Annotated in this window: 23 protein-coding genes; 9 read left to right on the top strand and 14 right to left on the bottom strand. The window is 47.4% G+C overall.

What is annotated here, in order from left to right:
* Positions 1 to 17 precede the first annotated feature (17 nt).
* Entirely contained in the window at positions 18 to 2,357 is a 2,340-nt protein-coding gene (locus ACMXI2_RS21960; RefSeq protein ID WP_483778207.1) for a polyribonucleotide nucleotidyltransferase, read from the top strand.
* 90 nt (positions 2,358 to 2,447) lie between these two features.
* Here the strand turns inward: ACMXI2_RS21960 and ACMXI2_RS21955 are convergent, their stop codons facing one another.
* A complete protein-coding gene (locus ACMXI2_RS21955; RefSeq protein WP_483778206.1) occupies positions 2,448 to 3,017 on the bottom strand; it encodes a hypothetical protein in 570 nt (189 codons plus the stop codon).
* A 121-nt stretch (positions 3,018 to 3,138) separates the two neighbouring features.
* Between ACMXI2_RS21955 and prmA the strand changes: the two genes are divergently transcribed.
* The 3 genes from prmA (at position 3,139) to ACMXI2_RS21940 (ending at position 5,633) form a co-directional block, all read left to right on the top strand.
* Positions 3,139 to 3,966, top strand: coding sequence for a 50S ribosomal protein L11 methyltransferase (gene prmA, locus ACMXI2_RS21950; protein WP_483778205.1), 828 nt, complete (start codon positions 3,139 to 3,141; stop codon positions 3,964 to 3,966).
* A gap of 115 nt (positions 3,967 to 4,081) precedes the next feature.
* Positions 4,082 to 4,723 carry a glycerol-3-phosphate 1-O-acyltransferase PlsY gene (plsY, locus tag ACMXI2_RS21945; RefSeq protein WP_079470427.1) on the top strand — a complete coding sequence of 214 codons (642 nt, stop codon included), beginning with the start codon at positions 4,082 to 4,084 and terminating at the stop codon, positions 4,721 to 4,723.
* A gap of 106 nt (positions 4,724 to 4,829) precedes the next feature.
* On the top strand, positions 4,830 to 5,633 hold the full coding sequence (locus ACMXI2_RS21940; protein WP_483778204.1) for a M48 family metallopeptidase: 804 nt from the start codon (positions 4,830 to 4,832) through the stop codon (positions 5,631 to 5,633).
* A 64-nt stretch (positions 5,634 to 5,697) separates the two neighbouring features.
* Here ACMXI2_RS21940 and ACMXI2_RS21935 read toward each other — a convergent pair whose 3' ends face one another.
* Together ACMXI2_RS21935 and ACMXI2_RS21930 are read right to left on the bottom strand one after the other, a co-directional pair.
* Entirely contained in the window at positions 5,698 to 6,642 is a 945-nt protein-coding gene (locus ACMXI2_RS21935) for a hydrogen peroxide-inducible genes activator (RefSeq protein ID WP_079470425.1), read from the bottom strand.
* Positions 6,643 to 6,766: 124 nt separating this feature from the next.
* Complete coding sequence (locus ACMXI2_RS21930; protein ID WP_483778203.1) at positions 6,767 to 8,095, bottom strand: hypothetical protein; 1,329 nt, start codon at positions 8,093 to 8,095, stop codon at positions 6,767 to 6,769.
* A gap of 187 nt (positions 8,096 to 8,282) precedes the next feature.
* Here ACMXI2_RS21930 and ACMXI2_RS21925 point away from each other — a divergent pair, with 187 nt between their 5' ends.
* The 3 genes from ACMXI2_RS21925 to ACMXI2_RS21915 are packed head-to-tail and all read left to right on the top strand — an operon-like array spanning position 8,283 to position 10,667.
* Positions 8,283 to 9,020, top strand: a complete 738-nt coding sequence (locus ACMXI2_RS21925; RefSeq protein WP_483778202.1) for a glycosyltransferase family 2 protein — start codon at positions 8,283 to 8,285, stop codon at positions 9,018 to 9,020.
* Between the two features lie 14 nt (positions 9,021 to 9,034).
* Entirely contained in the window at positions 9,035 to 9,832 is a 798-nt protein-coding gene (locus ACMXI2_RS21920) for an O-methyltransferase (RefSeq protein ID WP_079470422.1), read from the top strand.
* A 37-nt stretch (positions 9,833 to 9,869) separates the two neighbouring features.
* Entirely contained in the window at positions 9,870 to 10,667 is a 798-nt protein-coding gene (locus ACMXI2_RS21915) for a carboxylesterase family protein (protein ID WP_483778201.1), read from the top strand.
* 48 nt (positions 10,668 to 10,715) lie between these two features.
* On the opposite strand, the gene ACMXI2_RS21910 is transcribed toward ACMXI2_RS21915, so the two are convergent.
* The 11 genes from ACMXI2_RS21910 to hemA form a co-directional block, all read right to left on the bottom strand.
* Entirely contained in the window at positions 10,716 to 12,146 is a 1,431-nt protein-coding gene (locus ACMXI2_RS21910; RefSeq protein ID WP_483778200.1) for a TolC family protein, read from the bottom strand.
* On the bottom strand, positions 12,139 to 15,279 hold the full coding sequence (locus tag ACMXI2_RS21905) for an efflux RND transporter permease subunit (RefSeq protein WP_483778199.1): 3,141 nt from the start codon (positions 15,277 to 15,279) through the stop codon (positions 12,139 to 12,141). The genes ACMXI2_RS21910 and ACMXI2_RS21905 overlap by 8 nt, the downstream gene beginning before the upstream one ends.
* A 31-nt stretch (positions 15,280 to 15,310) precedes the next feature.
* Positions 15,311 to 16,429, bottom strand: a complete 1,119-nt coding sequence (locus ACMXI2_RS21900; protein ID WP_483778198.1) for an efflux RND transporter periplasmic adaptor subunit — start codon at positions 16,427 to 16,429, stop codon at positions 15,311 to 15,313.
* Positions 16,430 to 16,566: 137 nt separating this feature from the next.
* Positions 16,567 to 16,989, bottom strand: a complete 423-nt coding sequence (locus ACMXI2_RS21895) for a hypothetical protein (protein WP_483778197.1) — start codon at positions 16,987 to 16,989, stop codon at positions 16,567 to 16,569.
* A 154-nt stretch (positions 16,990 to 17,143) separates the two neighbouring features.
* Positions 17,144 to 18,430 (bottom strand): glutamate-1-semialdehyde 2,1-aminomutase, encoded by a 1,287-nt coding sequence (gene hemL, locus ACMXI2_RS21890; protein ID WP_483778196.1) that lies wholly within the window; start codon positions 18,428 to 18,430, stop codon positions 17,144 to 17,146.
* A 36-nt stretch (positions 18,431 to 18,466) separates the two neighbouring features.
* Entirely contained in the window at positions 18,467 to 19,438 is a 972-nt protein-coding gene (hemB, locus tag ACMXI2_RS21885) for a porphobilinogen synthase (RefSeq protein WP_483778195.1), read from the bottom strand.
* Between the two features lie 45 nt (positions 19,439 to 19,483).
* Complete coding sequence (gene hemF / locus ACMXI2_RS21880; RefSeq protein ID WP_483778194.1) at positions 19,484 to 20,395, bottom strand: oxygen-dependent coproporphyrinogen oxidase; 912 nt, start codon at positions 20,393 to 20,395, stop codon at positions 19,484 to 19,486.
* A 6-nt stretch (positions 20,396 to 20,401) separates the two neighbouring features.
* On the bottom strand, positions 20,402 to 21,430 hold the full coding sequence (hemE, locus tag ACMXI2_RS21875; RefSeq protein WP_079470414.1) for a uroporphyrinogen decarboxylase: 1,029 nt from the start codon (positions 21,428 to 21,430) through the stop codon (positions 20,402 to 20,404).
* Positions 21,427 to 22,170 (bottom strand): uroporphyrinogen-III synthase, encoded by a 744-nt coding sequence (locus tag ACMXI2_RS21870; RefSeq protein WP_483778193.1) that lies wholly within the window; start codon positions 22,168 to 22,170, stop codon positions 21,427 to 21,429. The genes hemE and ACMXI2_RS21870 overlap by 4 nt, the downstream gene beginning before the upstream one ends.
* Complete coding sequence (hemC, locus tag ACMXI2_RS21865) at positions 22,160 to 23,080, bottom strand: hydroxymethylbilane synthase (protein ID WP_483778192.1); 921 nt, start codon at positions 23,078 to 23,080, stop codon at positions 22,160 to 22,162. The genes ACMXI2_RS21870 and hemC overlap by 11 nt, the downstream gene beginning before the upstream one ends.
* Positions 23,081 to 23,084: 4 nt before the next feature.
* The gene (hemA, locus tag ACMXI2_RS21860; protein ID WP_483778191.1) at positions 23,085 to 24,338 is read right to left on the bottom strand and encodes a glutamyl-tRNA reductase; all 1,254 of its coding nucleotides are present in this window, start codon (positions 24,336 to 24,338) and stop codon (positions 23,085 to 23,087) included.
* 227 nt (positions 24,339 to 24,565) lie between these two features.
* On the opposite strand from hemA, the gene hemH reads away from it, so the two are divergent.
* Positions 24,566 to 25,609 carry a ferrochelatase gene (gene hemH, locus ACMXI2_RS21855; RefSeq protein WP_483778190.1) on the top strand — a complete coding sequence of 348 codons (1,044 nt, stop codon included), beginning with the start codon at positions 24,566 to 24,568 and terminating at the stop codon, positions 25,607 to 25,609.
* Positions 25,610 to 25,618: 9 nt separating this feature from the next.
* Entirely contained in the window at positions 25,619 to 26,965 is a 1,347-nt protein-coding gene (hemG, locus tag ACMXI2_RS21850; RefSeq protein ID WP_483778189.1) for a protoporphyrinogen oxidase, read from the top strand.
* The last annotated feature ends 23 nt before the right edge of the window (positions 26,966 to 26,988 follow it).

Below are 26,988 nucleotides of genomic sequence, written 5' to 3'. Positions count from 1 at the left end.
TTAATCCTCACTTTATTATGAATCTGACACCTATTTCAGTGAAATTCGATATAGGAGACGGTCGTATGGTGACCATCGAAACCGGCAAGTTGGCCCGTCAGGCTGACGGCGCCGTTACGGTGCGTTTAGGGAATTCAATATTGCTGGCCACTGTGGTAGCGAATAAAGAACCCAAACCAGGCCAGTCTTTCTTCCCCCTTACAGTTGATTACCAGGAAAAGTTTGCATCCGCCGGCCGTATCCCTGGTTCCTTTTTCAAACGTGAAGGCCGGTTGTCTGATTCCGAGGTACTTATTTCCCGTTTGATTGACCGCGCTCTGCGTCCCCTGTTCCCCGATAATTATTTATGTGAAGTACAGGTACTGGTGTCCCTGATTTCATCTGATCCCGAAGTAATGCCCGATGCACTGGCCTGTCTGGCTGCATCTGCTGCACTGGCTGTATCCGACGTTCCCATCCAGGAAATTATTTCCGAGTGCCGCGTAGCGCGCATTGATGGCAAACTCGTGATCAACCCTAACCGTACTGAACTGGCTAAAGCCGACATGGACTTCATCATCGGTGCTACCGACAAGAACATCATGATGGTGGAAGGTGAAAGTAAAGAGTGCCAGGAAGAAGATCTGATCCTCGCTATTGAAGCAGCACACGCTGCGATCAAGGTGCAGGTGAAAGCACAGGAAGAACTGCGTGACCTGAAAGGTGTAACCGGCAAACGTGAATACGCACAACCTCATCAGAACGAAGAACTGAAAGCAAAAGTAGCAGCTTTTGCAAAAGATAAAATTTACCAGGTAGCCAAGTCTGCTTCTGCCAAGCACGATCGCAGCGATGCGTTTGCTGCCATTGGTACCGAACTGAAAGAACACCTGGGCGAATTACCGGAAGAAGACCAGCCGCTGGTAAAAGAATACCTGCATGACCTGGAAAAAGAAGTGATCCGCAACATGATCCTGGATGAATCCGTTCGTCTGGATGGCCGTGCGCTGGATCAGGTTCGTCCGCTGGCTATGGAAACAGATATCCTGCCTTCTCCTCACGGTTCCGCCCTGTTTACCCGTGGTGAAACACAGTCGCTGACTACTGTTACACTGGGTACCCCGGAAGATGAACTGCTGATAGAAAGCGCAGCCGTTTCCAACTATTCCAAATTTATCCTGCACTACAATTTTCCTCCATTCTCTACAGGTGAAGTGAAAATGATGCGCGGTCCCGGCCGTCGTGAAGTAGGACATGGTAACCTGGCCATGCGCTCCCTGAAGCAAATGATGCCAGGCAGCGACTATGCTTACACGGTAAGGGTGGTTTCTGATATCCTCGAATCAAACGGTTCGTCCTCTATGGCTACCGTATGTGCCGGTTCACTGGCACTGATGGACGCTGGTGTGCCTCTGCCTAAACACGTTTCCGGTGTGGCAATGGGTCTTATCTCCCGCGCTTCCGATGGTAAATGGGCAGTATTAACCGATATCCTCGGTGATGAAGATCACCTGGGTGATATGGACTTTAAAGTAACCGGCACCCGCGATGGTATTGTGGGTATCCAGATGGATATTAAAGTGGATGGTTTAAGCATGGATGTAATGCGCTCTGCTCTGGCTCAGGCTAAGAAAGGCCGTCTGCATATCGTGGAAGCCATGTACGAAGCAATGCCTGCTGCACGTCCTGAACCAAAACCACATGCGCCACGCATGGAGAAGATCATCATCGACCGTGAATTTATCGGCGCTGTAATCGGACCCGGTGGTAAAATTATACAGGAGATCCAACGCGAAACCGGTACTACCATCAACATCGAAGAGGTTGGTGAAACCGGCGAAGTTAGTATCTTCTCTGCTCAGAAAGAAAGTCTTGATAAAGCAGTTGCATGGGTGAAAGGAATTATTGCGATACCTGAAGTAGGTGAAGTATATGAATCCGTTGTAAAATCCATTATGCCTTATGGCGCTTTCGTTGAGTTCATGCCTGGTAAACAAGGCTTGCTCCACATCTCTGAAGTTTCCTGGAAACGCCTGGAAACAATGGAAGGTGTGCTGACAGAAGGCGAAAAAGTAAAAGTAAAACTGACTGGTACCGATCCTAAAACCGGTAAGTTTAAGCTGAGCCGCAAAGTGCTTATGCCTAAACCGGAAGGTTATGTAGAAAGACCGGAACGTGAAGAGCGTGGCGACAGAGGCGACTTCCGTGATCGTGGCGATCGTGGCGACAGACGTGGTCCCCGTGACGACAGACGTGGCGGTGATGACAGACGCGGTGGCGGCGACAGACGTGATTTCAACCGCGACGGTAACCGTGGTGGCGGAAATTACAACGCCGGTCCTGATAAACCCCAGGAGCCTACCTTTGACGCCGAATAGGCGCTGTTATAGCTAGCAGATAACTGGAATTAAATACAAAAGAAAGCAGTCACCCAGGTGGCTGCTTTCTCTTTTTATGATGGATCCGTTTTATCTCCTGGTAAGCTGCTCTACACGAAAAGTACTTTCCCTGAAAATTTCCCGGCCGCTGTTCAGGCGGAACACCCGGTAATTATTACCATCTACCGGTTCGGCAATCATCTTGTAAGCCGGCTGTATCGCTTTGGTACTTCTGTCTATCACCCTTACTTCTCCGCCCGCCAGCAGGTCCGGCATTATTTCTTCCACATAAGGAAGCATAATACCGCCATCTTCTGCCCATAACATATTCATTTTACCGGTGCTGTAACTGAAATCCTTGTTGGCAGTATCTTCCAGGTAGCAATAAGCCTTACGGAAATGGTTACCCATATCTATGGCATTCAGGTGCGCAAACTGTACGCTGTTAAATACCTTGTTGCTGTATTTACTGTTACGGAGGGTGGAATCCATGCCCGTCATATATTCCGTGAGATGCTTCCGGTCGAAGACCAGGGTTACATTTTCAGTCTGGTAAATGATGGAATCCATAATAGGTTCAGGCGGCCGTACTTTAATTACCTGGGCCATTCCCGACAGGGACAACGCCACGCCGGTCAGCAGGAGGAACAGTGCTTTCATAGGATAGTTAATATGATTTATAAATCAAATATAATGATTTTTAATATTGAGAGATGGTTTTAGCCGCAGATGCGGGGGCAAAACGTTGAAAGATAGCTGCTAATGGCTATCTTTGCGGCCTATGTCTTACATTGCTATTACCATGCGGGCCGACGCCGAACAAACAGACCTGCTGATTGCCCGGTTATCTGAGCTGAAATACGAAGGGTTTGAAGAACAGCCGGACACACTTATTGCTTATATCCCCGCCGCTGATTTCGACGAGGCTGCGCTACAGCAACAACTGGGGGCTCACGGGGTTACCTATACGAAAGAAACGATTTTACCGGTTAACTGGAATGCCCTGTGGGAAAGCAATTTTCAACCTGTGCAGGTAGATAGTTTTTGCGGTATCCGGGCGGAGTTTCATCCGCCGTTTGATCCCCAACCCGTATATGAAATTATTATTACCCCTAAAATGGCTTTTGGTACCGGGCATCATGCCACTACCGCTTCCATGATAAAGCTCATGGAGCCACTGGACTTTAAAGGGAAGAAGGTATTTGATTTCGGTACCGGAACCGGTATCCTCGCCATCCTGGCGGAAATGATGGGCGCTGATACGGCGGACGCCATCGACTACGACGAATGGTCCGTGAATAATACGCTGGAAAACATTACTGCCAACGGTATGAACAAGGTAAAAGTATGGCAGGCGGACAACCTTGACGCAATTACCGGAAAATATGATATATTGCTGGCAAATATCAACTATAATATTTTACTGAAATTTATGGGAGATATGCGGCATTTATTAGTGCCCGGGGGCAAATTATTATTGAGCGGTATCTTACCAACCGATGAAGAAAACATTGCAGCGGCCGCGGTTTCAAAAGGTTTTATCATGGAGGGAAGGATAGAAAAAGATAACTGGCTGGCGCTTCAGTTTTATGTACCCGAAACAAAATAGATTAAAAGTTACATATAAATAGTGTTGATAATCCAACTTTTGTGTTACAATCTTTTCTAATATTCTCTCTATTTTAACACAGAATTTGTTATCTTAGCATTCCTAACTTGTAGTGATGATAGAAATTTTATTGCTTATTTGTGCTTATCTGATAGGATCTGTTCCTACAGCTGTTTGGGTGAGTAAAGGCGTTTTTGGTATGGATATCCGGGAGTATGGCAGCGGCAATGCCGGCGCCACCAATACTTTCAGGGTACTGGGGCCTAAAGCGGGCACTTTTGTAATGGTAGTAGACATGCTGAAAGGCGTGTTAGCTGTACGTTTAGCTTATCTGGCTCCCTATTATCTTGATCCTGAGCATCTTACACAACTCGTGAATCTCCAGATCGGTCTGGGGCTCGCTGCAGTGGTAGGTCATATATTTCCTATCTGGGCAAATTTCAAGGGTGGTAAAGGAATTGCTACCCTGTTCGGACTGGTGCTTGCCATCCAGCCGCTGGTAGCTTTGTGCTGCGTAGGCGTATTTTTAATGATCCTTTTTTTAACCAGGTACGTTTCTCTCAGTTCTATCATTGCCAGTATCGCTTTCCCGATACTTATCCTCTATATCTTCAATGAACCGGAAATCTTTTATCGCATATTTGCTATTGCGGTAGCTTTAATGGTGGTATTAACCCATCAGAAGAATATTACGCGGCTCTTGAAAGGGGTGGAAAGTAAAGTTCCGCTGTTTAAGAACAGAAAAGACAAGAACTAGTTATAGTTATATAATAAAGCAGGGAGCAAAAAGCGACAGCCATAAAAATGTGCATGCTTTTTGCTTTTTGCATTGTGCGTTTCCGCATATTTAAATTGATGCTCCCATGAAAAAGTATGTTTTATTCTTTACTGCAAGCCTCGCATTGGCGGCCTGTTCGCGTGTACCCATCACCGGCCGTAGTCAGCTGAACCTCGTTCCTGAAAGCACCATGCAATCAATGGCCCTGCAACAATACCAGTCATTTTTGTCTGAAAACAAAGTAGTGGCGCAAACTTCCAGTAAAGACGCCGAAATGGTAAAAAGAGTGGGCCAGCGCATTGCGGCCGCCGTTACCAGGTACATGAACCAGAATAATATGGGGAATGAAATATCCAGCTATAAATGGGAATTTAACCTGGTAGACAGCAAAGAAGTGAATGCCTGGTGTATGCCCGGTGGTAAGGTAGTGGTGTATACAGGTTTGTTGCCCGTAACCCAGAATGAAACGGCACTTGCCTGTGTAATGGGGCATGAAATAGCGCATGCAATTGCCCGTCATGGTAACGAACGTATGAGCCAGGGACTGGTCATGCAGGGTATCCAGGTAGCCGGCGCCGTAGCGCTGAATAAGAATCCTACTGCCGTAAACCTCTTCAACCAGGCATTTGGTGTAGGCGGTAACTTAGGTACGCTCGCCTTTTCCCGCGGTAATGAGCTGGAAGCCGATCACCTGGGTGTAATATTCATGGCAATGGCCGGTTACAATCCACAGGAATCGATTCCTTTCTGGCAACGTATGGCTAACATGAGCAAAGGTCAGAAACCACCTGAGTTCCTGAGCACACACCCCAGCGACGCTACCCGCGTACAGAAATTACAAGGGCTGATGCCGGAAGCGATGAAGTATTATACGCCGGCGAAAGCATAAATCTCTTTAAAAAGCAACGGGCTGGTAATGTATTATTACCAGCCCGTTTCCTTTATATCTTCCGTTATGCTGTTATAATTTCAATTACTTTCTTATTTTTCTGCACCTTCATCTTCTCCGGCACATGTGCCAGGATCTCTTTTTTGAAGGCTTCTATCAACGCCTGTTTAATAAAGTGACGATGTGTTACCAGGCTGATTTCCCTCACCGGTTCCGGCGCCTTGAAATAGCGAACCATATTCAGCTGCCGGGAGGAGAGGTCCTGCAGCGACAGCTCCGGCAAAATCGTATAGCCTTCGTTGAGGTCTACCATTCTTTTCAGCGTTTCCACACTACCGGTATTATATTCCAGGTTCTTGTTATCACCCATCGTGAATTTATCTTTACAGATATTCAGCACCTGGTTGCGCATACAATGTCCTTCATTGAGCAGCCACACATCTTTGATATCCAGCTCATCTGCCTTCACAATTTTTTTCTCGTATAAAGCATTGCTTTTAGCGGTATACACCACAAAGGACTCATAAAACAAAGGATGTTCTTCCAGGTGGGGGTTATGCAGCGGGGTAGCCAGCAGGCCACAATCCAGCAGTTCCTGTTTCAGTTGCTGCATAATTTGCTCGGTAGGATATTCCCATATTTCCAGCCGTACCTTCGGATATTTTTTCATGAACCCGGTCAGGATACGGGGAAGCAGGTAGGGCGCGAGGGTAGGAATGATGCCCACTTTCAGGTTGCCCTGTACTTCCTTTTTCTGGTCTGCTATAATCTCGCGGATGCGGGCATTTTCCTTAATAATGATCCTGGCCTGGGCAACCACGGATACGCCTATTTCTGTAGGGACTACCGGTAATTTGCTGCGATCAAACAGTTTAATGCCTAATTCATCTTCCAGCTTCTGAATCTGCATGCTCAGTGTTGGCTGGGTTACAAAGCATTTCTCTGCTGCTACTACAAAACTTCTGTATGTATCTACCGCAACAATGTACTCCAATTGAACTGTCGTCATTTCCTCTAAGATTGTGGCGCAAAGATATAAATAAAATCTATAGGAAGACGTTAAATCCTATAAAAGCAAAAGACGGTAGTGAAGGATCTCACTACCGTCTTTTGCCTTTATAGGAATCCGTTAATTAGAATATCCTGTAACGGTATTTGATTTTCTCTGTATTGCTGTACAGTTCCCGTATATTGATTGACGCCTGGATTTCGCCCACTGCTTCTGTTTTCAGGTTCCTGAACTCCGCCTGTTTGGCATCGATGATGCTTTTGTCGGCAAGGCCATTATCCTGAGCTATTTTCAGCGAGTTGTTTACTTTGGTATAGTAAGAATCCAGTAAAGTGAAATATTCGTTGTAAAGATTTTCAAACCGTTTGGTTTGTAATACCAGGTCTTCCAGCTGATTATTTACTTCTTTCAGGGAAGAGTTTTCGCGCAGCAGGGATTCATAGTCGATCCGTTTGCCTTTGGTATATTTTTCTTCCAGCTTAGCGAAGTAATCCACTACTTTTTCTTTCTTAAAATCAAAAAAGTATTCATTCATCGTTTGGCTCAAACCCTGGTTCCCTTTCTGCGGAGCAGGAAATTTGAGGGAAGTGGCGGTAAACGACAGATGATCAAACAGGTTATCCTGTAACAGGCTTAGCTGATCTTTATTGAAGTTCAGGCCATATTCAAATTTCTGGTTGGCATCATTTAATGCGGTGTAATACACCACATATTTGTTCAGCTCCTTTTCGAAATCCTGTAATGACTTCTGATTGATCTGTTTGTTATTCACACTCACGCTGTGCAGGAAGTTCATCACCGAGTTGGCAATTGCCAGCGGGGGAGTGAGGGAGGTAAAGCTCTGGAAGATAGGACTGTTGATGATCGACTTGGTAGACTCAACAATTTTAGAATTCTTTTCTCCTTTATCTCCTTTGTTTTTCAGGATGATCTTTTCTACCAGTTCTACAATGCGGTCGCTCAAAGAAAAGCCCAGCGCTTTACTTTCCGGGTTATTCAGCGAGGTGATGAAAACATCGAGGTTATTAGTAGTAGTACGTGACTTCAGATCGATAATTTTCTTATTCAGCAGATAATACGTTTCACTGGCATTGATGATATTATTTTTTATCAGCTCATACTTCGTGATATTATCTATTTCCTTTCCCTGTAACAGGGCTTGTATGGCGGTAGAGTTTTGTTTGTCATTGTCGGTGATCCGTTGTACGTCTTCCAGCAGTTTGCGGATGGTAGTATCCTGGGTTTTGATAACAGGAGACGTGGTGCTTTTCAGTTCCGGGTCCTGCGCATAGGCTGTCTGGAAAGTAAAAAGTAAAACAAGTGGGGCTGGTAGCACTTTAATCCATCTGGTGGTCAGAAATTTTTGAGCCAGGCGTACTAACGGTAATGACTCATCGGGCTTGCAGGTCAAGCGTTTATCGAGCCTCATTTCCGTTGGTAGGTGTTTTAACATGTTGTTTTTGCTTTTTGTTAACAAAAATTTAAGAAAATATGATGCCAAAAACATCATCAGGCAAAGATAAATAATTAATAACAGTTAAAATTAAATCATGATAGGTGGTGTCCGGAACGCATTTCCGGGAGATATTTTGAATTATCAGCAGGTGAGTTACCTTTGCTGCCAAATTTGATCCACTTTCATGCTTAATAACAAAAAGATTGTGGTTGTATTACCGGCCTACAACGCAGCACTTACGCTGGAAAAAACATTCCGGGAAATCCCTTTTGACATAGTTGATGATGTAGTGCTGGTAGATGATGCCAGCAGAGACGATACCCTTGAAGTCGGCAGGCGGCTGGGGATTCAGCACCTGATACGCCACGACAAAAACAAAGGTTACGGAGGTAACCAGAAATCCTGCTACAACAAAGCGCTGGACCTGGGAGCTGATATTGTGGTGATGCTGCACCCCGATTATCAGTATACGCCAAAGCTCATTACCGCCATGTGCAGTATTATCGCCAATGATGTGTACCCGGTGGTTTTCGGGTCCAGGATCCTGGGAAAAGGCGCCCTGAAAGGGGGGATGCCGATGTACAAGTACATATTTAATCGTTTCTTAACGTTGACACAAAACATCCTGATTGGTCAGAAGCTGAGTGAATACCACACCGGCTACCGGACTTTTTCATCGGAGGTATTGCGTGATATCAACTATATGGCTGATAATGACGATTTTGTGTTCGATAATGAAATGGTTTCGCAGATATTTATGAAAGGATACGATATTGCAGAAATTACCTGTCCTACCAAATACTTCGACGAAGCCTCCAGTATCAATTTCAAACGCAGCGCCATTTATGGTCTTGGCGTATTGAGAGTATCCCTGCAGCATCGTTTGCATATGTGGGGCATGATAAAAGGAAAGATCTATTAAAAATAATTTAGCCAGTGGGTTTAGCGCAACAGTATAATTTAGCCGGAAAATACCTGAAGTATTATTTTACTTCAGGTAATCGTCATGACGTACACTCTCCCTTTGTATTTTCACTGATAGAGGATGTATTGCTGGATAAAAAACAGCATCCGGCTTTCCGGGAAATAGAACAGTTGCGCAAACAGTTGCTGCAAAGTAATGAAACGCTGCAGGTAACCGACCTGGGCGCCGGGTCGCTGATATCGGCCGGTAATGAACGCCGGGTACGGGATATTACCCGCTATGCGGCAAAACAGCCTAAATTCGGGCAGTTATTTTACCGGCTGATACAATATCTCCAACCGGGCCGTATCCTTGAATTGGGGACTTCTATGGGGCTTTCTACAGCATATATGGCAAAGGCCGCCCCGCAGGCCCGTATTTATACCATTGAAGGATGCCCTAATATAGCCGCCCGGGCTGCCAAAAACTTTGAGGCGCTTCACATAAAAAACATTACGCAGGTAACCGGGAATTTTGATACCGTGTTACCGGACGTGTTAAAACAAATGCAGCTGCCCGACTGGGTGTATATAGATGGCAACCACCGTAAAGAACCCACCCTGGCCTATTTTGAGCAGTGCCTGCAGTTTGCCGATGAATATTCCGTTTTTATTTTTGACGATATCCACTGGACCCCGGATATGGAAGCCGCCTGGCATACTATACAGGAACATCCGCAGGTGACTATGACCATCGACCTGTTTTTTATCGGGCTGGTTTTTTTCCGGAAAGATTTTAAAGTTAAACAGCATTTTACACTGAAATACTGATTTTGCCGTAGTATATTGGGTGTAAAAATACCCCGTTATGCGTTACCTGAAATTATTCTTCCTGGCCTGCGCCCTCACCGGTAGCCTGGTAGCCGCCGCACAGGATGATCTTTCCCAGTACAGCCACGAATCGTTTATACGTAAAGGGGATACCCTCCGCTACCGCCTCCTGTTGCCCGCCAGCTACGATAGTCACAAAAAATATCCGCTGATCGTTTTCCTGCACGGGTCTGGTGAAAGAGGCCGTGATAATAATGCGCAGCTCCTGCATGGTGGCGCCATGTTCCTGCGCGATACCATCCGCGCCAATTACCCGGCATTTGTGGTTTTCCCGCAATGCCCTCCCAATCAAACATGGGCGCCCATGAAATTTGAGCGTGACAGCACCGGTAAAATAATCAAGGCAGATTTTCCGATGGATGGCGATCCCACACCTCCCACCGCTTTACTCAACCAGTTGCTGGATAGTTTACTGGCCGGTGGAAAAGTGGATACCAAACGGGTATACATCGGCGGTTTATCGCTCGGCGGAATGGGCACATTCTATGAAATCACCAAACGTCCCGATATTTTTGCTGCCGCATTTCCAATTTGTGGTGCAGGCAACGTAGAAGCTGCCGGTAAGTTTGCCAAAAAAGTACCGGTGTGGATCTTTCATGGCGGCGACGACAAAGTAGTGCCGGTAGAATCTTCCAGGGCTTATGACGCCAAACTGAAAGCACTGGGCGCAGAAGAAAAGTACACAGAGTATCCCGGCGTAGGACACAACAGCTGGGACAATATGTTTGTGGAACCCGGTGTGATGCCGTGGTTATTTCAGCACCGTAAAAAGTAAAATACGGAACGGATCGCCGCACCGGCGATCCGTTCCGCTAAAAAGACATTAGTTACCTCCCAGCGCGCGATACAACGATACCATTCCCTGGTACACATTCCGGCGCGTTGTTACCAGCGCCAGCTCTGCTTCCAGTACACTCTTCTGTGCGGTGATCACCTCCAGGTAATTGGCGTAACCGGTGGTGAAAAGAATGTTAGCCGTAGATACCGCCTGCTGCAATACCAATACCTCCTTGCTTTTCAGCGCATAGGCCTCCTGCTGGTTTTCTACTTTATTTAAGGCGGAAGCTACTTCCTGGTAGCCATTTACAATGGTTTGCTGGTATTCGTAGAATGCCGTCCAGGCGTTGGCGGTACTGATATTGTATTGGGCCTGTATTTGTTTTTTATTGAAGATGGGCGCGGTTAAATTGCCCACGGCGCCCCATGCAATGGACGCAGGCGACTGGAACAACAACCCCGCTTTGAAAGCATTAAAGCCCGCATACGGCGTGATGGTGAGTCCGGGTAAAAAGGCGGCCCGCGCAGCTTTTACATCAGCTTTTGTTGCGGCCAGTTCAAGTTCTGCACGTTGTACATCCGGACGTTGCAACAGCAAACTGGCAGGGATACCTTTTTTAATCGCCGCCGGCAACGCCTGCGCATCTTTTACCGTGCTGCGTACAATGGGCTGTGGCAGCCTTCCCAGGAGGGCGTTAAGCTGGTTTTCCAATGACGCGATTTCCTGTTTTACGCCATACTCCAGTGCCTGCGTGCTCAGTAACTGGGCGGTGAACTGTTGCACTGCCAGCTCGGTAGCGCGTCCGCCGGCCTTTTGAATATGCACGGTGGCTACTGCGGTTTCCTGTAATTTAATATTGCGTTGTATAATAGCCAGCTCATTATCCATCGCGGTGAGCTCATAATACAGCCCGGTAACGCCTGCCACTATTTGCGTGGTAAGCAGCCGGCGGCCCTGTTCACTACCAAGAAAGCGTGCGTAGGTGGCCTGGCGCTGGCTTTTCAGTTTTCCCCAGAGATCTATTTCCCAGCTGCTTCTCAGGCCGGCAAAGTATTCGGGTGTTGGGCCGGGAATGCGTTGATCCTTACTGATATTGGGCGACAGGTTGGTATCGAAATTACCCACGCCATTGAGCGTATAATCGGCATACTTATCCACACCGGCCGATAGGGATAGGTTCAGCGATGGCAGCCAGGCGTTTTTAGCCATCATCAGGTTGGCCTGCGCCATAGCTACGCGCTGTGCAGCGGAGAGCAGGTCGTAGTTGTTACGCAATGCGGTATCAATGAGGCTCCGCAGGTTAGGATCATTAAACACCTGTGCAAAATTGTGCAGTGAAATGGTGTCACTGTTATTACCGGATACCACGGGAACGCTTATACGCTCCGGCAGCGCCAGTTCTTTTTGTGTGCTGCAGGCCACTGTTGCAGTGGCCATAGCAGCATATAATGCGTATTGATATATTCGTTTATTCATTGGTGTAAGCTTTTAGTTCAACGGATTTTTTCCTGATCATGGAAGCAAACAGCACATATAATCCGGGTATGATCAGTACGCCGAAAATGGTTCCGATGAGCATGCCGCCGGCTGCGGCCGTACCAATGGAACGATTGCCCATAGCGCCGGCGCCGGAGGCAATACACAACGGTATTAACCCGGCAATGAATGCGAAGGACGTCATAAGAATAGGGCGTAGCCTGGATACGGCGCCTTCTTTCGCGGCGGCCAGGATGGTAGCGCCATGCTTATTTCTAAGGATGGCAAATTCCACAATGAGGATGGCGTTCTTACCAAGTAAACCTATCAGCATAACCAATGCCACCTGTGCATAGATGTTGTTTTCCAGGCCCAGTACTTTCAGGGAAAGGAAAGCGCCGAAAATACCGGCGGGTAGCGATAACAATACCGGTAGTGGCAGCAGGAAGCTTTCGTATTGGGCTGCCAGCAACAGGTATACAAACACCAGTACGATAATGAAAATATAGATGGCCTGGTTACCGGAAAGGATCTGCTCTCTCGTCATACCGCTCCATTCGTAGCTATATCCCCTGGGCAGTTCTTTTGCGGCTACTTCCTGTACGGCGGCAATGGCCTGGCTGCTGCTGAATCCTGGTTTGGCGTCGCCATTGATCATGGCAGCGGTGTACATGTTATAGCGCGTCAGTTGTTCCGGTCCATATACGCGTTCCAGTTTTACGAAGTCGGAATACGACACCATTTCGCCGCGGTCATTTTTTACGTAGAGGCGCAGCAGGTCATCGGGCTTGGTACGGTAGGAGGGATCTGCCTGTACCATTACCTTATACATTTGCCCGAAGCGGATGAAGTTGGAAGCATAGAAGCTGCCCATCAGCGTTTGAAGATTGCTCATGGCATTTTCTATACTCACGCCTTTTTTTGCCGCCATTGCCTGGTCTACATGGATCAGGTATTGTGGGAACTCTGCATCAAAGCTGGTGAAGGCGCTGCCTATCTCCGGCCTTTTTTTTAGCGCGTCGATGAACTGGTTGGTAATTTGCGCCGTTTGCCGGAGATCGCCGCTGCCGCTGCGATCGAGCAGCCGTAGTTCAAATCCGCTGGAGTTACCGAATCCGGGAACGGTAGGCGGCGGGAAAAATTCTATGCTGGCATCTGCAATACCGGCTGTTTTCTTTTGTAATATTTCAATGATATCCTGTACAGATGCTTTGCGGTCGTCCCAGGGTTTCAGGTTCACCATGCCCATCCCGTAGGAGGCGCCGGCCACTTCATTTACCAGGCTGTAACCAGCGAGGGTGGATACGGATTCCACTTCTCCCAGTTCAGCGGCAATAGTTTGCACCTGGTCCAGTATGGCTTCGGTACGTTCTACAGTAGCGCCCGGGGGAGTGGTTACGTTTACGTAGATCATCCCCTGGTCTTCGGTAGGAATGAACCCGGAAGGCAGGATGGCGCTAACGCCCCAGGTGGCGGCAAAGAAGAATACCAGGCAGGCCAGTGTAATCAGTCTCCTGCCGGCGATGAAGCTGATCAGCTTCGCATATTTATTTTCAGTAGCATTATAGCCTTTGTTGAAACCGTTGAAGAAGCGCTGCAGCAGGCTCTTTTTACGGGGTTTGCCATGTGTGTCTTTTAACATGATGGCGCAGAGTGCAGGCGTTAACGTTACTGCGTTGATACCTGAAATCACAATGGAAATGGCCAGTGTGAGAGAAAATTGCCGGTAGAATACGCCTACCGGACCCGATAAAAATGCCACCGGTATAAATACGGCAGACATTACGAGGGTAATTGCCACCAACGCCCCGCTTATTTCCTTCATGGCCGCCAGCGTGGCTTCCATCGGTGGAAGGTGTTCTTCACTCATTTTTACGTGTACGGCTTCCACTACCACGATAGCATTATCTACCACAATACCAATAGCCAGTACCAGCGCAAAAAGCGTGAGCAGGTTAATGGAGAAGCCCATCATCTGCATAAAGGCGAGTGTACCGATCAGCGCCACGGGTACCGCAAGCGCGGGAATGAGGGTAGAACGGAAGTCCTGCAGGAAGATGAACACCACGATAAATACCAGCAGGAATGCTTCAAACAGGGTTCTTACCACTTCGTGGATAGAGGCGTCGAGGAAGCGGGATACATCGTAGTTGAAGTTGAAGGTCATGCCCGGAGGAAACGAGGAATGTTTCATTTCTTCCATTTTTGCCTTCACATTGTTAATTACTTCGCGTGCATTGGAGCCGGGACGTTGTTTAAGCATGATGGAAGCGGAAGGCTTGCCATCTGTTTTGGATACCATGCTGTAGGTGAGCGAGCCAAATTCCACATCGGCTACATCTTTGAGGTGCAGCACGGATCCGTCTTGCCCTGCCCGTAGCACTATTTGCCGGTATTGCTCCGGTTCAAAAAATTTACCGGTATACCGTAATACATATTGCAGCATCATCGCATCTTTATCGGAGCTTTCGCCGGTTTTACCGGGAGCCGCTTCGATATTCTGTTTGCGGATAGCCTGGATCACTTCATCGGCAGATACATTGTAAGCCAGCATGCGATCGGGTTTCAGCCACACGCGCATGGCGTATTCTTTTGCGCCCATGATTTCCGCACGGCCTACCCCGTCGATACGTTTTAATTCCTGGAGTACGTTGATGTCGGCAAAGTTGTAGATAAACTGTTCATCCAGGGTGGTGTCCTCGCTCATCACGTTGAGATATAGCAGCATACTGTTTACCTCTTTTTCCGTGGTTACGCCGGCTTTGATCACTTCTTCGGGCAGCTCATCAATAATAGTGGCTACGCGGTTTTGCACGTTCACTGCGGCCTGGTCGGGGTCTGTACCCACCTGGAAGAATACCTGGATCACGGTGATCCCGTCGTTACTGGATACGGACGACATATACGTCATGCCCGGTACGCCGTTGATGGCCCTTTCCAGTGGTGTAGACACTGCTTTGGCAGATACTTCGGCATTGGCGCCGGTATATTTAGCCGTTACCGTTACCGAAGGCGGCACAATATCGGGGAACTGGGTGACCGGTAAGGTAAATAGCGCGAGCAAGCCTACCAGTGTGATAATAAGCGATATGACCAGTGACAGCACTGGTCTTTTTATAAAAGTTTCAAACATTGTTCGTGATTTCAGCTCAGAAGCTGTGTGATTATAAACTGAGTAAACTATCCATTGGTACGCCGCGTGGTGAAATCCGGATACCATCGCGGATGTTGCGTACACCTTCACACACAATACGTTCTCCGGGCAGAAGTCCGGACCGAACGATGTAGAAATGTGCAAAGCGGGCCTGTGGAATAAAGTTTCTCATCTTCACTTTGTTGCTGCCATCTACCACGAACACATAGTTTTTGTCCTGCATTTCGAATACGGCTTTTTGCGGGATGATCACCGCACTGTCGATGTTGGTAGTGAGGCGTACTTTCCCGCTGGCGCCGTGTTTCAGCAGCTTGGAAGGATTGGGGAAGCGGGCGCGGAATGCAATGGAGCCGGTATTTTCTTCAAATTCACCTTCTATGGTTTCTATTTTACCAACATGATTATAATCGGTGCCATCCGCCAATACAAGCGCTACCTGCCGGTAACTGTTGTCGCCTTTGGCCAGCGCTTTATTATACTGGAGATACTCTGTTTCTGATACGTTGAAGTAAGCATAAATTTCGCGTGTATCCGATACCGTAGTAAGCAGGGTGCCTTCACTGATCAGGCTTCCTTTCTTTAAGGGAATACGATCAATGATACCATCAAAGGGTGCGCGGATACTGGTATAGGATAACCGCATTTCCGCATTGGAGGCGGCAGAGCGGGCTTCTTCTATTTTTGCCTGTGCGGCAGCGAGTTTTGCATGGGCTACTTCCAGTTCAGAAGGCGCTACTACTTTTTTCTCTACCAGTAACTTAACCCGGTCCAGTTCCAGTGCGGCGGCTTTGCTTTCTGCTACCACGCTGCTGAGAACTGCTTTTGCTTTGGCCAGTTCTGCCCGGTATTCCGCATCATTGATACCAAACAGCAGTTGTCCCTTTTTTACTTCCTGACCTTCGTCGATAAAAATTTTATCAAGAAATCCGTTTACACGGGCGCGTATTTCCACATTCTGCACTGCCTGGATATCTGTTACATAAGAACGGTGCAGCAGTGTATCTTTTGTTACCAGTGTGGTAACCGGTAAAACTTTAAGATCCTCTTTGTTGGTACTTTCTCCCTTGGTGGCGCAACCAGCCATGAAAAGAGCGATCAGCGATGTTAAGATCCCTGTATATTGACGCATAGCAATAAGATATTGATCCCGGAATAACCGGAATAGGTGAATACAACACAATAGGAGGCCATCCGCTGTGATAGCAGAAAAGGCAGGCATCTCCCTAAAAAAATTAAAAATGATTACAATAAAAGGTGTGCTGGTATTCAAAAGGGAGTAAACCGGAAGAGAAAGGAATAGTAGGCGGGCAGGAAGGATTTCTGGCGGCCATACTCACCGGTTTTATTTTCAGGAATAAGGCTGTATGCAGTGTTATCTGCATCAAGATATACAATACGGGTGGCAGTACTTACCTGTGGCGCAGCAGCAGAGAGATACCAGCGCGTTTTACGGCGATGCTTGGTAATATGCCATACTTCAGCGCCTTCATCATCTGATTCGAGATGTACAGGGATTTTATTAACAAGACTTAATAACCTGTCCTGCTCTACCTGTTGCTTGTGCAGATCCGGTAACAGAAAATAATGACGATGAGCTGCAAACGAAGGCAGAACGCTGGTTGCCAGCTGTAAGCACAGCAGGAAGCAGACGAGTGTCCAACGTTTTAATATGTGCGCACGATCATTCATTAAACCACAAAATTAATAGTTTTTGATTTATTTGAAGATTAGTTTATTGTAAAGGAGTTATTTTTTGATAGATGGTAAGATGGGTATAAAAATAAAGAGCCGTCTCATTTTATAGAGACAGCTCTTTCCACTCTGCACAGGATTGAATTGTTAACTATTTGATTGCCTGCATGGCAGATTTAGCAGCAGCAATGGTTTCGTCCAGGTCTTCGGTAGTGAGTGCATTACTCATAAACCAGCTTTCGAAAGCGGAAGGCGGCAAATAAATACCACGATCCAGCATCGCATGGAAGAAACGTTTGAATAATTCATTATTAGCGGCGGAGGCAGCGGTGAAGTCCACAATCGGATATTCGGTGAAATGTGCGCTCAGCATAGATCCCATCTGGTTGATGCTATGCACGATACCTGCAGCGCCGAATGCTTCTTTTAATCCGTTTACCAGGTAGCTGGCTTTTTCTTCCAGTTGCTGGTAAATAACAGGATTTTCATTCAGCGTTTGCAATAAAGTATAACCGGCAATCATTGCAATAGGGTTGCCGCTTAAAGTGCCCGCCTGGTATACTTTTCCGGCCGGAGCAAGATGTTCCATGATTTCTTTCGGACCGGCTACTGCGCCTACCGGCATACCTGCTCCGATGATTTTACCAAAGGTAACGAGATCGGCGCGGATGCCCAGCAATTCCTGTGCGCCACCGCGCGCAAGACGGAACCCTGTCATTACTTCGTCGAAGATGAGCAGGATATTGTTTGCGTCGCAAAGCTGACGGAGCCCTTCCAGGAAGCCCGGCTGCGGAAGGATACAGCCCATGTTGCCCGCTACGGGTTCAATGATAATTGCGGCAATCTGGTTGGTGTTATCGGCAATCAATTGCTCTACCGCGGGTAAATTATTGTATGGAGCAGTAAGCGTATCTTCTGCTACAGCAGTGGTAACGCCCGGAACAGATTGAATGCCCAGCGTAGCTACGCCACTGCCGGCGCTTACCAGGAACGCATCAGCGTGACCGTGATAGCAACCTTCAAATTTGATAAACTTATTACGGCCGGTATAGCCTCTAGCCAGCCGGATGGCCGTCATACAGGCTTCCGTACCGGAGTTTACCATGCGTATCATATCGATATTAGGCACCATGCCTACGATCAGTTCTGCGATCTTTGTTTCCAGTTCTGTAGGAGCCCCGAAAGATGTGGAGTAGGTGGCATATTCCTGTATAGCCTTCACCACCGGCTCATAGGCATGGCCGAGGATCATGGGGCCCCAGGAATTGATGTAGTCGATATAACGGTTGCCATCTACATCGTACATATAGGCGCCTTTGGCACGTTCCATAAATACGGGCGTGCCGCCTACACTTTTAAATGCACGTACGGGAGAGTTAACACCGCCGGGAATTACCTGCTTTGCTTTCCCGAATAACATTTCACTTTTACTGTACATCTGTTGGTGGTTTATTATTTTACGCAAGATAGGGAATTATGCATTCAGCAGTTTTACCGCGTCCTTTGCAAAGTAAGTAGCGATCAGATCCGCGCCGGCGCGTTTCATACTGGTCATACATTCCATGATGGCCTTGTTTTCATCGAGCCAGCCTCTTTCTGCTGCTGCTTTGATCATGGCGTATTCCCCGCTTACATGATAAGCGCTCACTGGTACGGTTACACGATCTTTAATAATGCGCATAATATCGAGGTAAGCCATAGCAGGTTTTACCATTACAATGTCGGCGCCCTCTTCAATATCCATCAGCGTTTCCCTGATAGCTTCGCGGGAATTGGCATAATCCATCTGGTAGGTTTTCTTATCGCCGAAGCCGGGGGCTGAGTCCAGTGCATCACGGAAAGGACCGTAGAAACAGGATGCGTATTTGGCGCTGTAAGCCATAATGCCTGTTTTGTCGAAACCATTTTCTTCAAGGATATTGCGGATGGCGAGAATGCGGCCGTCCATCATATCGCTGGGCGCTACAAAATCGGCGCCTGCCTGTGCATGGCTCAGGCTCATACGTGCTAGTACTTCTACCGTTGGATCATTTACAATTTCTGTTCCTTCTACAATACCATCGTGACCGTAGGAAGAGTAGGGGTCCAGTGCAACATCTGTCATCACCACCATTTCGGGTATGGCGTTTTTAATGCCGCGGATGGCGCGCTGCATCAACCCGTTGGGGTTTACTGCTTCAGTACCTTTATTATCTTTTACACTGTCCGGCGCTTTTACAAACAGCAGTACGCATTTAATACCCAGGCTCCAGAGTTCCCTGGCTTCTTTAATGGTAAGGTCCAGGGAGTGCCTGAAATAACCCGGCATAGAGCTGATCTCTTCCTTCACATTTTCTCCTTCGGTAACAAATAACGGCGCTATAAAATCGCTGGGTGTTAAAATTGTTTCCGCTACCATTGCACGAATAGCAGGAGATACTCTTAAAATTCTGTTTCTTCTGATCATCTTTATAAAAATTTTATTGTTTTTATATCGTCGTCTGCCGGTTTATTATTTTACCCATTCCCTGGGTTTCAGGTATTCTTCCAGCTGCGCTTCGGGGCTGCCAGGTGCAGGATGAAAATCATACTCCCAGCGGGCTACCGGCGGTAAGCTCATCAGGATGGATTCTGTACGGCCATTTGTTTTCAAGCCAAACAGTGTGCCCCTGTCGTGAACAAGATTAAACTCCACATAACGTCCGCGCCTATACGCCTGCCAGCTTTTATGTGCTTCGGTATAAGGCAGTTTTTTTGTTTTCTCTACCAGCGGAAGATATGCGTCAAGGAAAGCGTTTCCATTTGCTTTGGAGAAATTCAGGAGTTCTTCTGCAGTTCTCTCCGCGTTAGGACGTAGGTAATCATAAAAGATACCACCTATTCCACGCGCTTCGTTATTACGGTGTTTATTAATAAAATATTCGTCGCAGTGCTTTTTATATGCAGGATACAATTCTTTTCCGAAAGGATCACAGGCATCTTTAAAGGTACGGTGAAAATGTATTCCGTCTTCTTCCTGCAGGTAATAGGGCGTAAGATCTGCACCGCCGCCAAACCAGCTGTCTTTCAGCGTTCCATCCTGATCATACAATTCAAAATAGCGGAAGTTGGCGTGCACGGTAGGCACAAAAGGATTCACCGGGTGAAGCACCAGCGAAATACCACATGCCATGAACTGGCTGTTGGTAACGCCAAACTGTTGTGCCATTGCTTCCGGCAATTCGCCATGAACGACAGAAGTATTTACGCCACCTTTTTCAAACACATTCCCATTGGCGATCACACGTGTTTTACCACCGCCGCCACCAGGGCGTTCCCAGCGGTCTTCCAGGAAAGTAGCCTTGCCGTCTGCCTTTTCCAGCGCAGCGCAGATCTCATCCTGTAAGCCGTGTATGAATGATATGAAATTATCTTTGATGCTCATGGTTAATTATCCGTGTGCTTTAACTGTTTCTACAAATGCTTTGGCGTGATCAACCGGAACATTGGGTAAGATACCATGTCCGAGGTTGGCAATGTAACGCTGTCTGCCAAAGCCTTTCAGCATTTCCTTCACCGCTTTTTCAATTTCAGGGATGGGAGCCAGCAATTTAGCCGGATCAAAATTTCCCTGCAGGGTGATGTTGCTGCCGGCAAACTGGCGGGCCAGTTCCGGTTTAATACACCAGTCGATACCCAGTCCGTGCGCGCCGGTAGCGGCCATGTCTTCCAGGGCAAACCAGGCGCCTTTGGCAAATACGATAGTAGGGCAAACATCCTTCATCGCAGCTACTATCTGGCGGATATATTGTAAAGAGAATACTTCAAAATCCTGCGGACTGAGCAGCCCGCCCCAGGAGTCAAATACCTGTACGGTATCAGCGCCTGCGGCTACCTGTGCTTTCAGGTAAGCGATGGTGGTATCGGTGATCATCTGCAACAACTGATGCGCTACGGCAGGCTGCTGATAGCAGAATGCTTTTGCTTCATCAAAAGTTTTGGAGCCTTTGCCTTGTACCATGTAGCAGAGCAGGGTCCAGGGTGCGCCACCAAAGCCAATCAGCGGTACCCTGCCATCCAGTGTTTTTTTGGTGAGCTTCAGTGCATCAAATACATAGTGCAATCTTTCCTGTACATCGGGAACGCATAAACGCTGCAGATCCTGTGCAGTTTTAATGGGAGCGGGCAGCAGTGGCCCTACTTTTTCTACCAGCTGTACCTCCATACCCATCGCCTGTGGAACCACCAGGATATCGGAAAAGATAATAGCAGCATCAACGCCTACCTGGTCTACCGGCATCACCGTTATTTCTGTTGCCAGCTCCGGGTTTTCGCAGCGTTCAAAGAACGTATATTTATCACGCAGTTTGATATAATCCGGTAAATAGCGACCAGCCTGACGCATCATCCATACTGGTGTGCGGGAAACAGTTTCGCCTTTAAGGGCCTTCAGCAATAAGTCGTTCTTCAATGCGCTCATTCGTAGCAGTTAATGTTGTTAAAATAAAATATAGCAGTTTGCACCATGCTTTCTTCGCTGATATCGGTGCTCATTATAATTTTGTTATCGGTGTGTTCTCTCAGTTCGGTGGCGGTTGTTCTGCCAATGGCGAAACAAACGGTTTTACTATTCAGCCTGTTGGCAGACAGATAGCTTTTTACTGCACTGGGACTGAAAAAGAATACGCCGTCGTAATCATCGGCTGTTACGGCAGGAGCGGGGATATTTTCATAGATCACGAACTCTTTTACTTCAATACCAGCCTTTTGCAATGCATCCGGTAATTCGTTTCTCCGGATATTTCCACAGAAAAAATTAACAGAAGTAATATTGCCGAGTTGTATAATAGCCTTAGCAAGTTCGCTGCCATAGGGTGATTCCGCTAAGATCTTACAATCAGTGAATGCGTTTTCCACTGCTTTCCTGGTGCTGCCGGAAATACAGCAAATATTTGGCTCGCTGATCACATAAAACGTATCATCCTGATGGAGATAACATCTGGCCAGTATTTTCGCTGCATTGGCACTGGTGAACACATGTACTGCTTCCGGACGGAAAACCTGTGCCATATGCGCTTCACCTAACAGCGCTTCATTGGAAAGCGGCTTTATCTGTATAAAATCCTGTACATCTATGTGTATACCACTTTCACCAGCAACAGCCACAGAGCTGTCTGTTAAATGCCTGGTGCTTAATATGCGGTATTTATCATTTCGCATTTCTGATCTGTGCTACTATTTCAGCGCCACCCTGCGCCATAATATCTTCTGCAGCTTCCTGTCCGAGGTGTTGGGCCTGTTCCAATGGTACTTCGCGTGAAACAGTGAAGTACCGGGCGCCATCCAGGCTGCACAGTTCGCCGCTGAAATGTATGTGATTGTTTTGTATATAAGCGTAAGCGCTGATGGGGGTGGTGCATCCGCCCATCAGGGTACGTAAAAATTCGCGTTCAATGTGTGTGGCGAGGGCCGTATCTGCGTGATTAAAAGCAGCGCAGGCATCGAGGCAAAATTGATCATCTTCCCTGCACACTGCCACTACTGCGCCTTGTGCGGGAGCCGGCAGCATCCAGTCGAGATCAATGGAATTGGCAGGACGTACGTTGATCCTTTCCAGTCCGGCTACCGCGAAAATGGCGCCGTCCCAGTTTTCCTCCGCCAGTTTCTTTAAGCGGGTATTTACATTGCCACGCAGGTTATGCAGCTGGTGCTGCGGATATTTCCGCAGCCACTGGGCTTTACGGCGTACACTGCTGGTAGCGATGTTAGCTATATAATCCGGTTGTGAGAGGAAATTAGTATCCTTTTTATATACCAGCAAATCCTTTACCGGCCCGCGTTGCAGGATAGCGGCATGTACAATTTGTTTCGGCAGTTGTGTGGGAACGTCTTTGAAGGAGTGAACGGCAATGTCTATACGGTTATTGAGCAATGCCAGATCGAGGCTTTTAGTGAAGATGCCTTGTACGCCTATTTCATACAGGGGTGTTACCAGGTCTATATCTCCTTCGCTTTTGATGGGTACCAGTTCTGTACGGTAACCTTGTGCGGTGAGCAGATCATTTACCTGGTTTGCCTGCCACAAGGCCAGCTGACTTTCTCTTGTGCCTATCCTGATAACTTTATCCATTTGTTTATTCCTGGTTAACTCCGGTCTCAAAAATATCGTTGATCATGGCAATGTACTGGTCGCTTTTGTCTGTTTCCTTTCGTACTTTACCAGCCATGAGATTAATCATTTTTTGTATGATGCGGGAAGATACAAGTTCGATGTCTTCCATGTTGTAATGACCTCCGTTTTTCTGTTGTTGTATTTCGCGGGTATGTATTTCCTGCAGCTTATCTTTCACTGCTTTCAGTACTACTGCGTGTTTGCGCATTTTATACCAGTAAAGGAATTCCTCCATATGTTCGTCGATGATGGAGACTGCCTTTGGCACTTCTCCCAGCCTGTTTTGCAGGGTTTCGTCCTGTACTTTGGAGAGTTCATCCACATTCACGAGGGTGATATGCGGGAGTTCACCTACTGCCGCTTCCACGTTGAAAGGAATGGATAAGTCAACGATGAGTTTTGGAGAAGCGTTGTAGAGATGTTCTGCCAATACCGTTGGGTGCGGGGCGTTGGAAGCAACGAGTATCACATCTGCCTGCTGCATTTCGCTTACCATATTTTCGATAGGAGCGTATTTCAGTCCGTGCTGACCGGCGAATTCTGCGGCCACCTGCAGGGTGCGGTTAATGAGGGTTACTTCTTTTACGCCGAGGTATTCGATCATGTTCTTGCAGGTGTTGCGGCCTATTTTACCTACACCCAGCAATACAATTTTTTTATCTTTTATATCAGGACAGATGCGTTCCAGCATTCTCACGGTGGCAAAAGCCACTGATACTGTGCCTTTGCTGAGTCCTGTTTCAGTTTTAATAAGTTTGGAAACCTGTAAAACGCTGTTAACGAGCCTTTCCAGGAAGCTGCCCAGGCTGTGATGCGCTTTGGCAAACTTAGTGGCATTACGGATCTGACCTATGATTTCGTAGTCGCCGAGGATCTGGGAGTCGAGACCGGTACCTACCTGGTACAAATGCCTGATCGCTTCTTCTCCTGACTTGGTATAGGCTAATTCTTCCAACTGGCTTCTGTCGCCGTTTGATTCTCTGCAAAGCAAATCTATCAACTGCCCCGGGTTCGCCGCAAATCCGTATACTTCCGTTCTGTTACATGTAGAGAGCACAAAGAGATCGTCTAATTGCACTACCCTGGCATGCTCCAGGAGTTGTTGATACTGAGCCGGATTGATGGCGTATAATCCCCTGATAGCAGCGTCTGTTTTCTTATAGTTGATGCCAACGATATGAAAATTTGCTATTTCTTTTGAATGACTGACCTGCATGTTTTTGTATAAGCTTCCGGTTGCAAAAGTACTTTCATACGTCCCAAACAAAAGGGGTTAGCTGTCATTAGTGTGTCATTTCTGCTACTGGTAATCATTACGACGAAAAAATGATTTTTATCAGGTTTTGTCTTTACAAAAGGATGACACTAATCATGCACACTGTAACGGGGCATATTGCTTTTCGCTTTCGGCTTTTTGCTTACTTTTGCACCAATTTAAAAGAAATGGTATCTAAATCTGATGTTGGAATAGTATTAATGAACCTCGGATCGCCTGATTCTACCGCGGTGCCGGATGTTAAGCGTTATCTGAATGAGTTCCTGATGGACAAGCGTGTGATTGATTATCCGTGGTTGTTCCGCAAGATCTTAATTGAAGGTATCATTGTGCCAAAACGTGCGGAGCAATCTGCCAGGGCTTATGAATCTATCTGGTGGGAAGAAGGATCGCCATTGGTAGCTTTAACAAAGCAGCTGCAGATGGCAGTGCAGAACGACATGGAAATCCCGGTGGAAATAGCGATGCGTTATGGTAATCCGCATCCGCAGGTGGCTTACGACAACCTGCTCAAACAAAATCCTGGTCTGAAAGAAGTGGTGCTGTTGCCCCTGTATCCGCATTATGCCATGTCTTCTTATGAAACAGCAGTGGAATACGCGCAGGAAGTCTATAAAAAGAAAAAATATAAATTCAAGCTGTCGGTAGTGCCTCCGTTTTATGAAGAACCGGATTATATCAATGCACTTACTGAAAGCATGCGTCCATATCTTCAGCAGGACTATGATTACGTATTATTCAGTTATCATGGGTTACCGGAAAGGCATATGCGTAAAGCCGATCCTACCGGTGCGCATTGTATGAAGGTAAATGACTGTTGTCATGTAAAGTCACCCGCACATGATTATTGCTACCGTCACCAGATTACGGTTACTACTGAGCTGGTAGCGGAAAAGCTGGGACTGCCGCGGGAAAAATGGGGGATCTCTTTTCAATCAAGACTGGGCCGTGAAGAATGGCTGAAGCCCTACACCGCCGGTTTGCTGGAAACACTGCCGGCCGAAGGCAAAAAACGACTGCTGATCGTGTGTCCTGCCTTTGTTTCAGATTGCCTTGAAACACTGGAGGAGATAGCTGTAGAAGGAAAACACTCTTTCCTGAATAGCGGCGGTGAATCTTTTACGATGATTCCGTGTTTGAATATTCACCCGTTGTGGGTAAAAGCAGTGGTTAAATATTGCACGCAGATAATCGCAACTGAAGCCGTTTAAATTTACCATATGTCTGATCAACCCGTATTGATTGTCGGCGCCGGTCTGTCCGGACTGAGTATTGCGTATGAATTGCAGAAACTGCAGGTGCCATACCAGGTACTGGAGGTTTCTGATCATACCGGTGGCGTAATGAAATCTATACGGGAAAATGGTTTTGAGCTGGATGCCGGCGCCAACACCATTGCAGCCTCGCCTGAACTGCTGCAGTATTTTACAGAACTTGGTCTCGACAAAGAAATTTTACAGGCCAGCGCCGCCAGCAAAAACCGCTTCCTGGTAAGAAGACATCAACTACATGCGGTTTCCCCACATCCTTTCAAAATCATGGCTTCTCCATACCTGAGCCGCAGCAGCAAGTGGCGGCTGTTTACAGAGCGCTTCCGTAAACCGGCAGCTGTAGCAGGAGAAGAAACGGTGAGTGATTTTGTAACAAGAAGATTTAATAAAGAGATTGCCGAATATGTTTTTGATCCGGTATTATCAGGCATTTATGCCGGTAATCCCGACCTGATGAGCGTAGCGGAAGTATTACCCGCACTCCCGCGGTGGGAGCGGGAATACGGCAGTGTTACCAAAGGGCTGATGAAAGACAAAGGCGCTATGGGCGGCCGGAAAATCATCAGCTTCAAAGGTGGTAATCAGCTGCTCACAAACCGTTTACAGCAATTGCTGACCACCCCGGTACGCTTTAATTGCAAAGTAACCGGCATCACTGCCGCCAATGGCGGATACATTGTAAGTGCGATGGAAAACGGGGTATCGGAAAGCTATACGGCTTCAAAAGTTGTACTGACCACCCCGGCATACAGTACGGCAGAAACCATTACCCACCTTGATGCGGCTACCGCAGCCTTGTTAAACAATATTCATTACCCCCGCATGGGTGTGCTGCACCTGGGTTTTGACGCCGCCGCGCTGCCACAGCCGCTGGAAGGCTTTGGTTTCCTGGTGCCCAATGCGGAAAATTTGCATTTCCTCGGCGCTATCTGTAACTCTGCTATCTTCCCGGATAAAGCTCCTGCAGGCAAAATCCTGTTTACCGTATTCCTGGGAGGGGCAAGGCAGGAACGCCTGTTCGACCAGATGACCCCGGAAACCCTGCAGCAGCAGGTAGTTTCGGAGGTACAGTCTTTACTGCATCTGTCGGCTCCGCCGGTAATGCAGCGGTTCAGCACCTGGAACAAGGCCATTCCGCAGTTGAATGTAGGTCATGTTAAGTTGCGTAATGCTGTAACCGACTTTGAAAAAAAATATCCAGGCATTCATGTCGCAGGAAATTACCTGCAAGGCGTAGCCATCCCGGCTTTACTGCAACATGCCGCTGCTTTGGCCGCTTCCCTGAAGAAAAATTAAACAGAAAAATAGTTCGTTGTTGC

This window comes from Chitinophaga sp. G7 BAM 1005, assembly GCF_057126945.1.
Note: the sequence above shows the minus strand (reverse complement) of the source record. Positions and strands in the feature narration are given on the sequence as shown.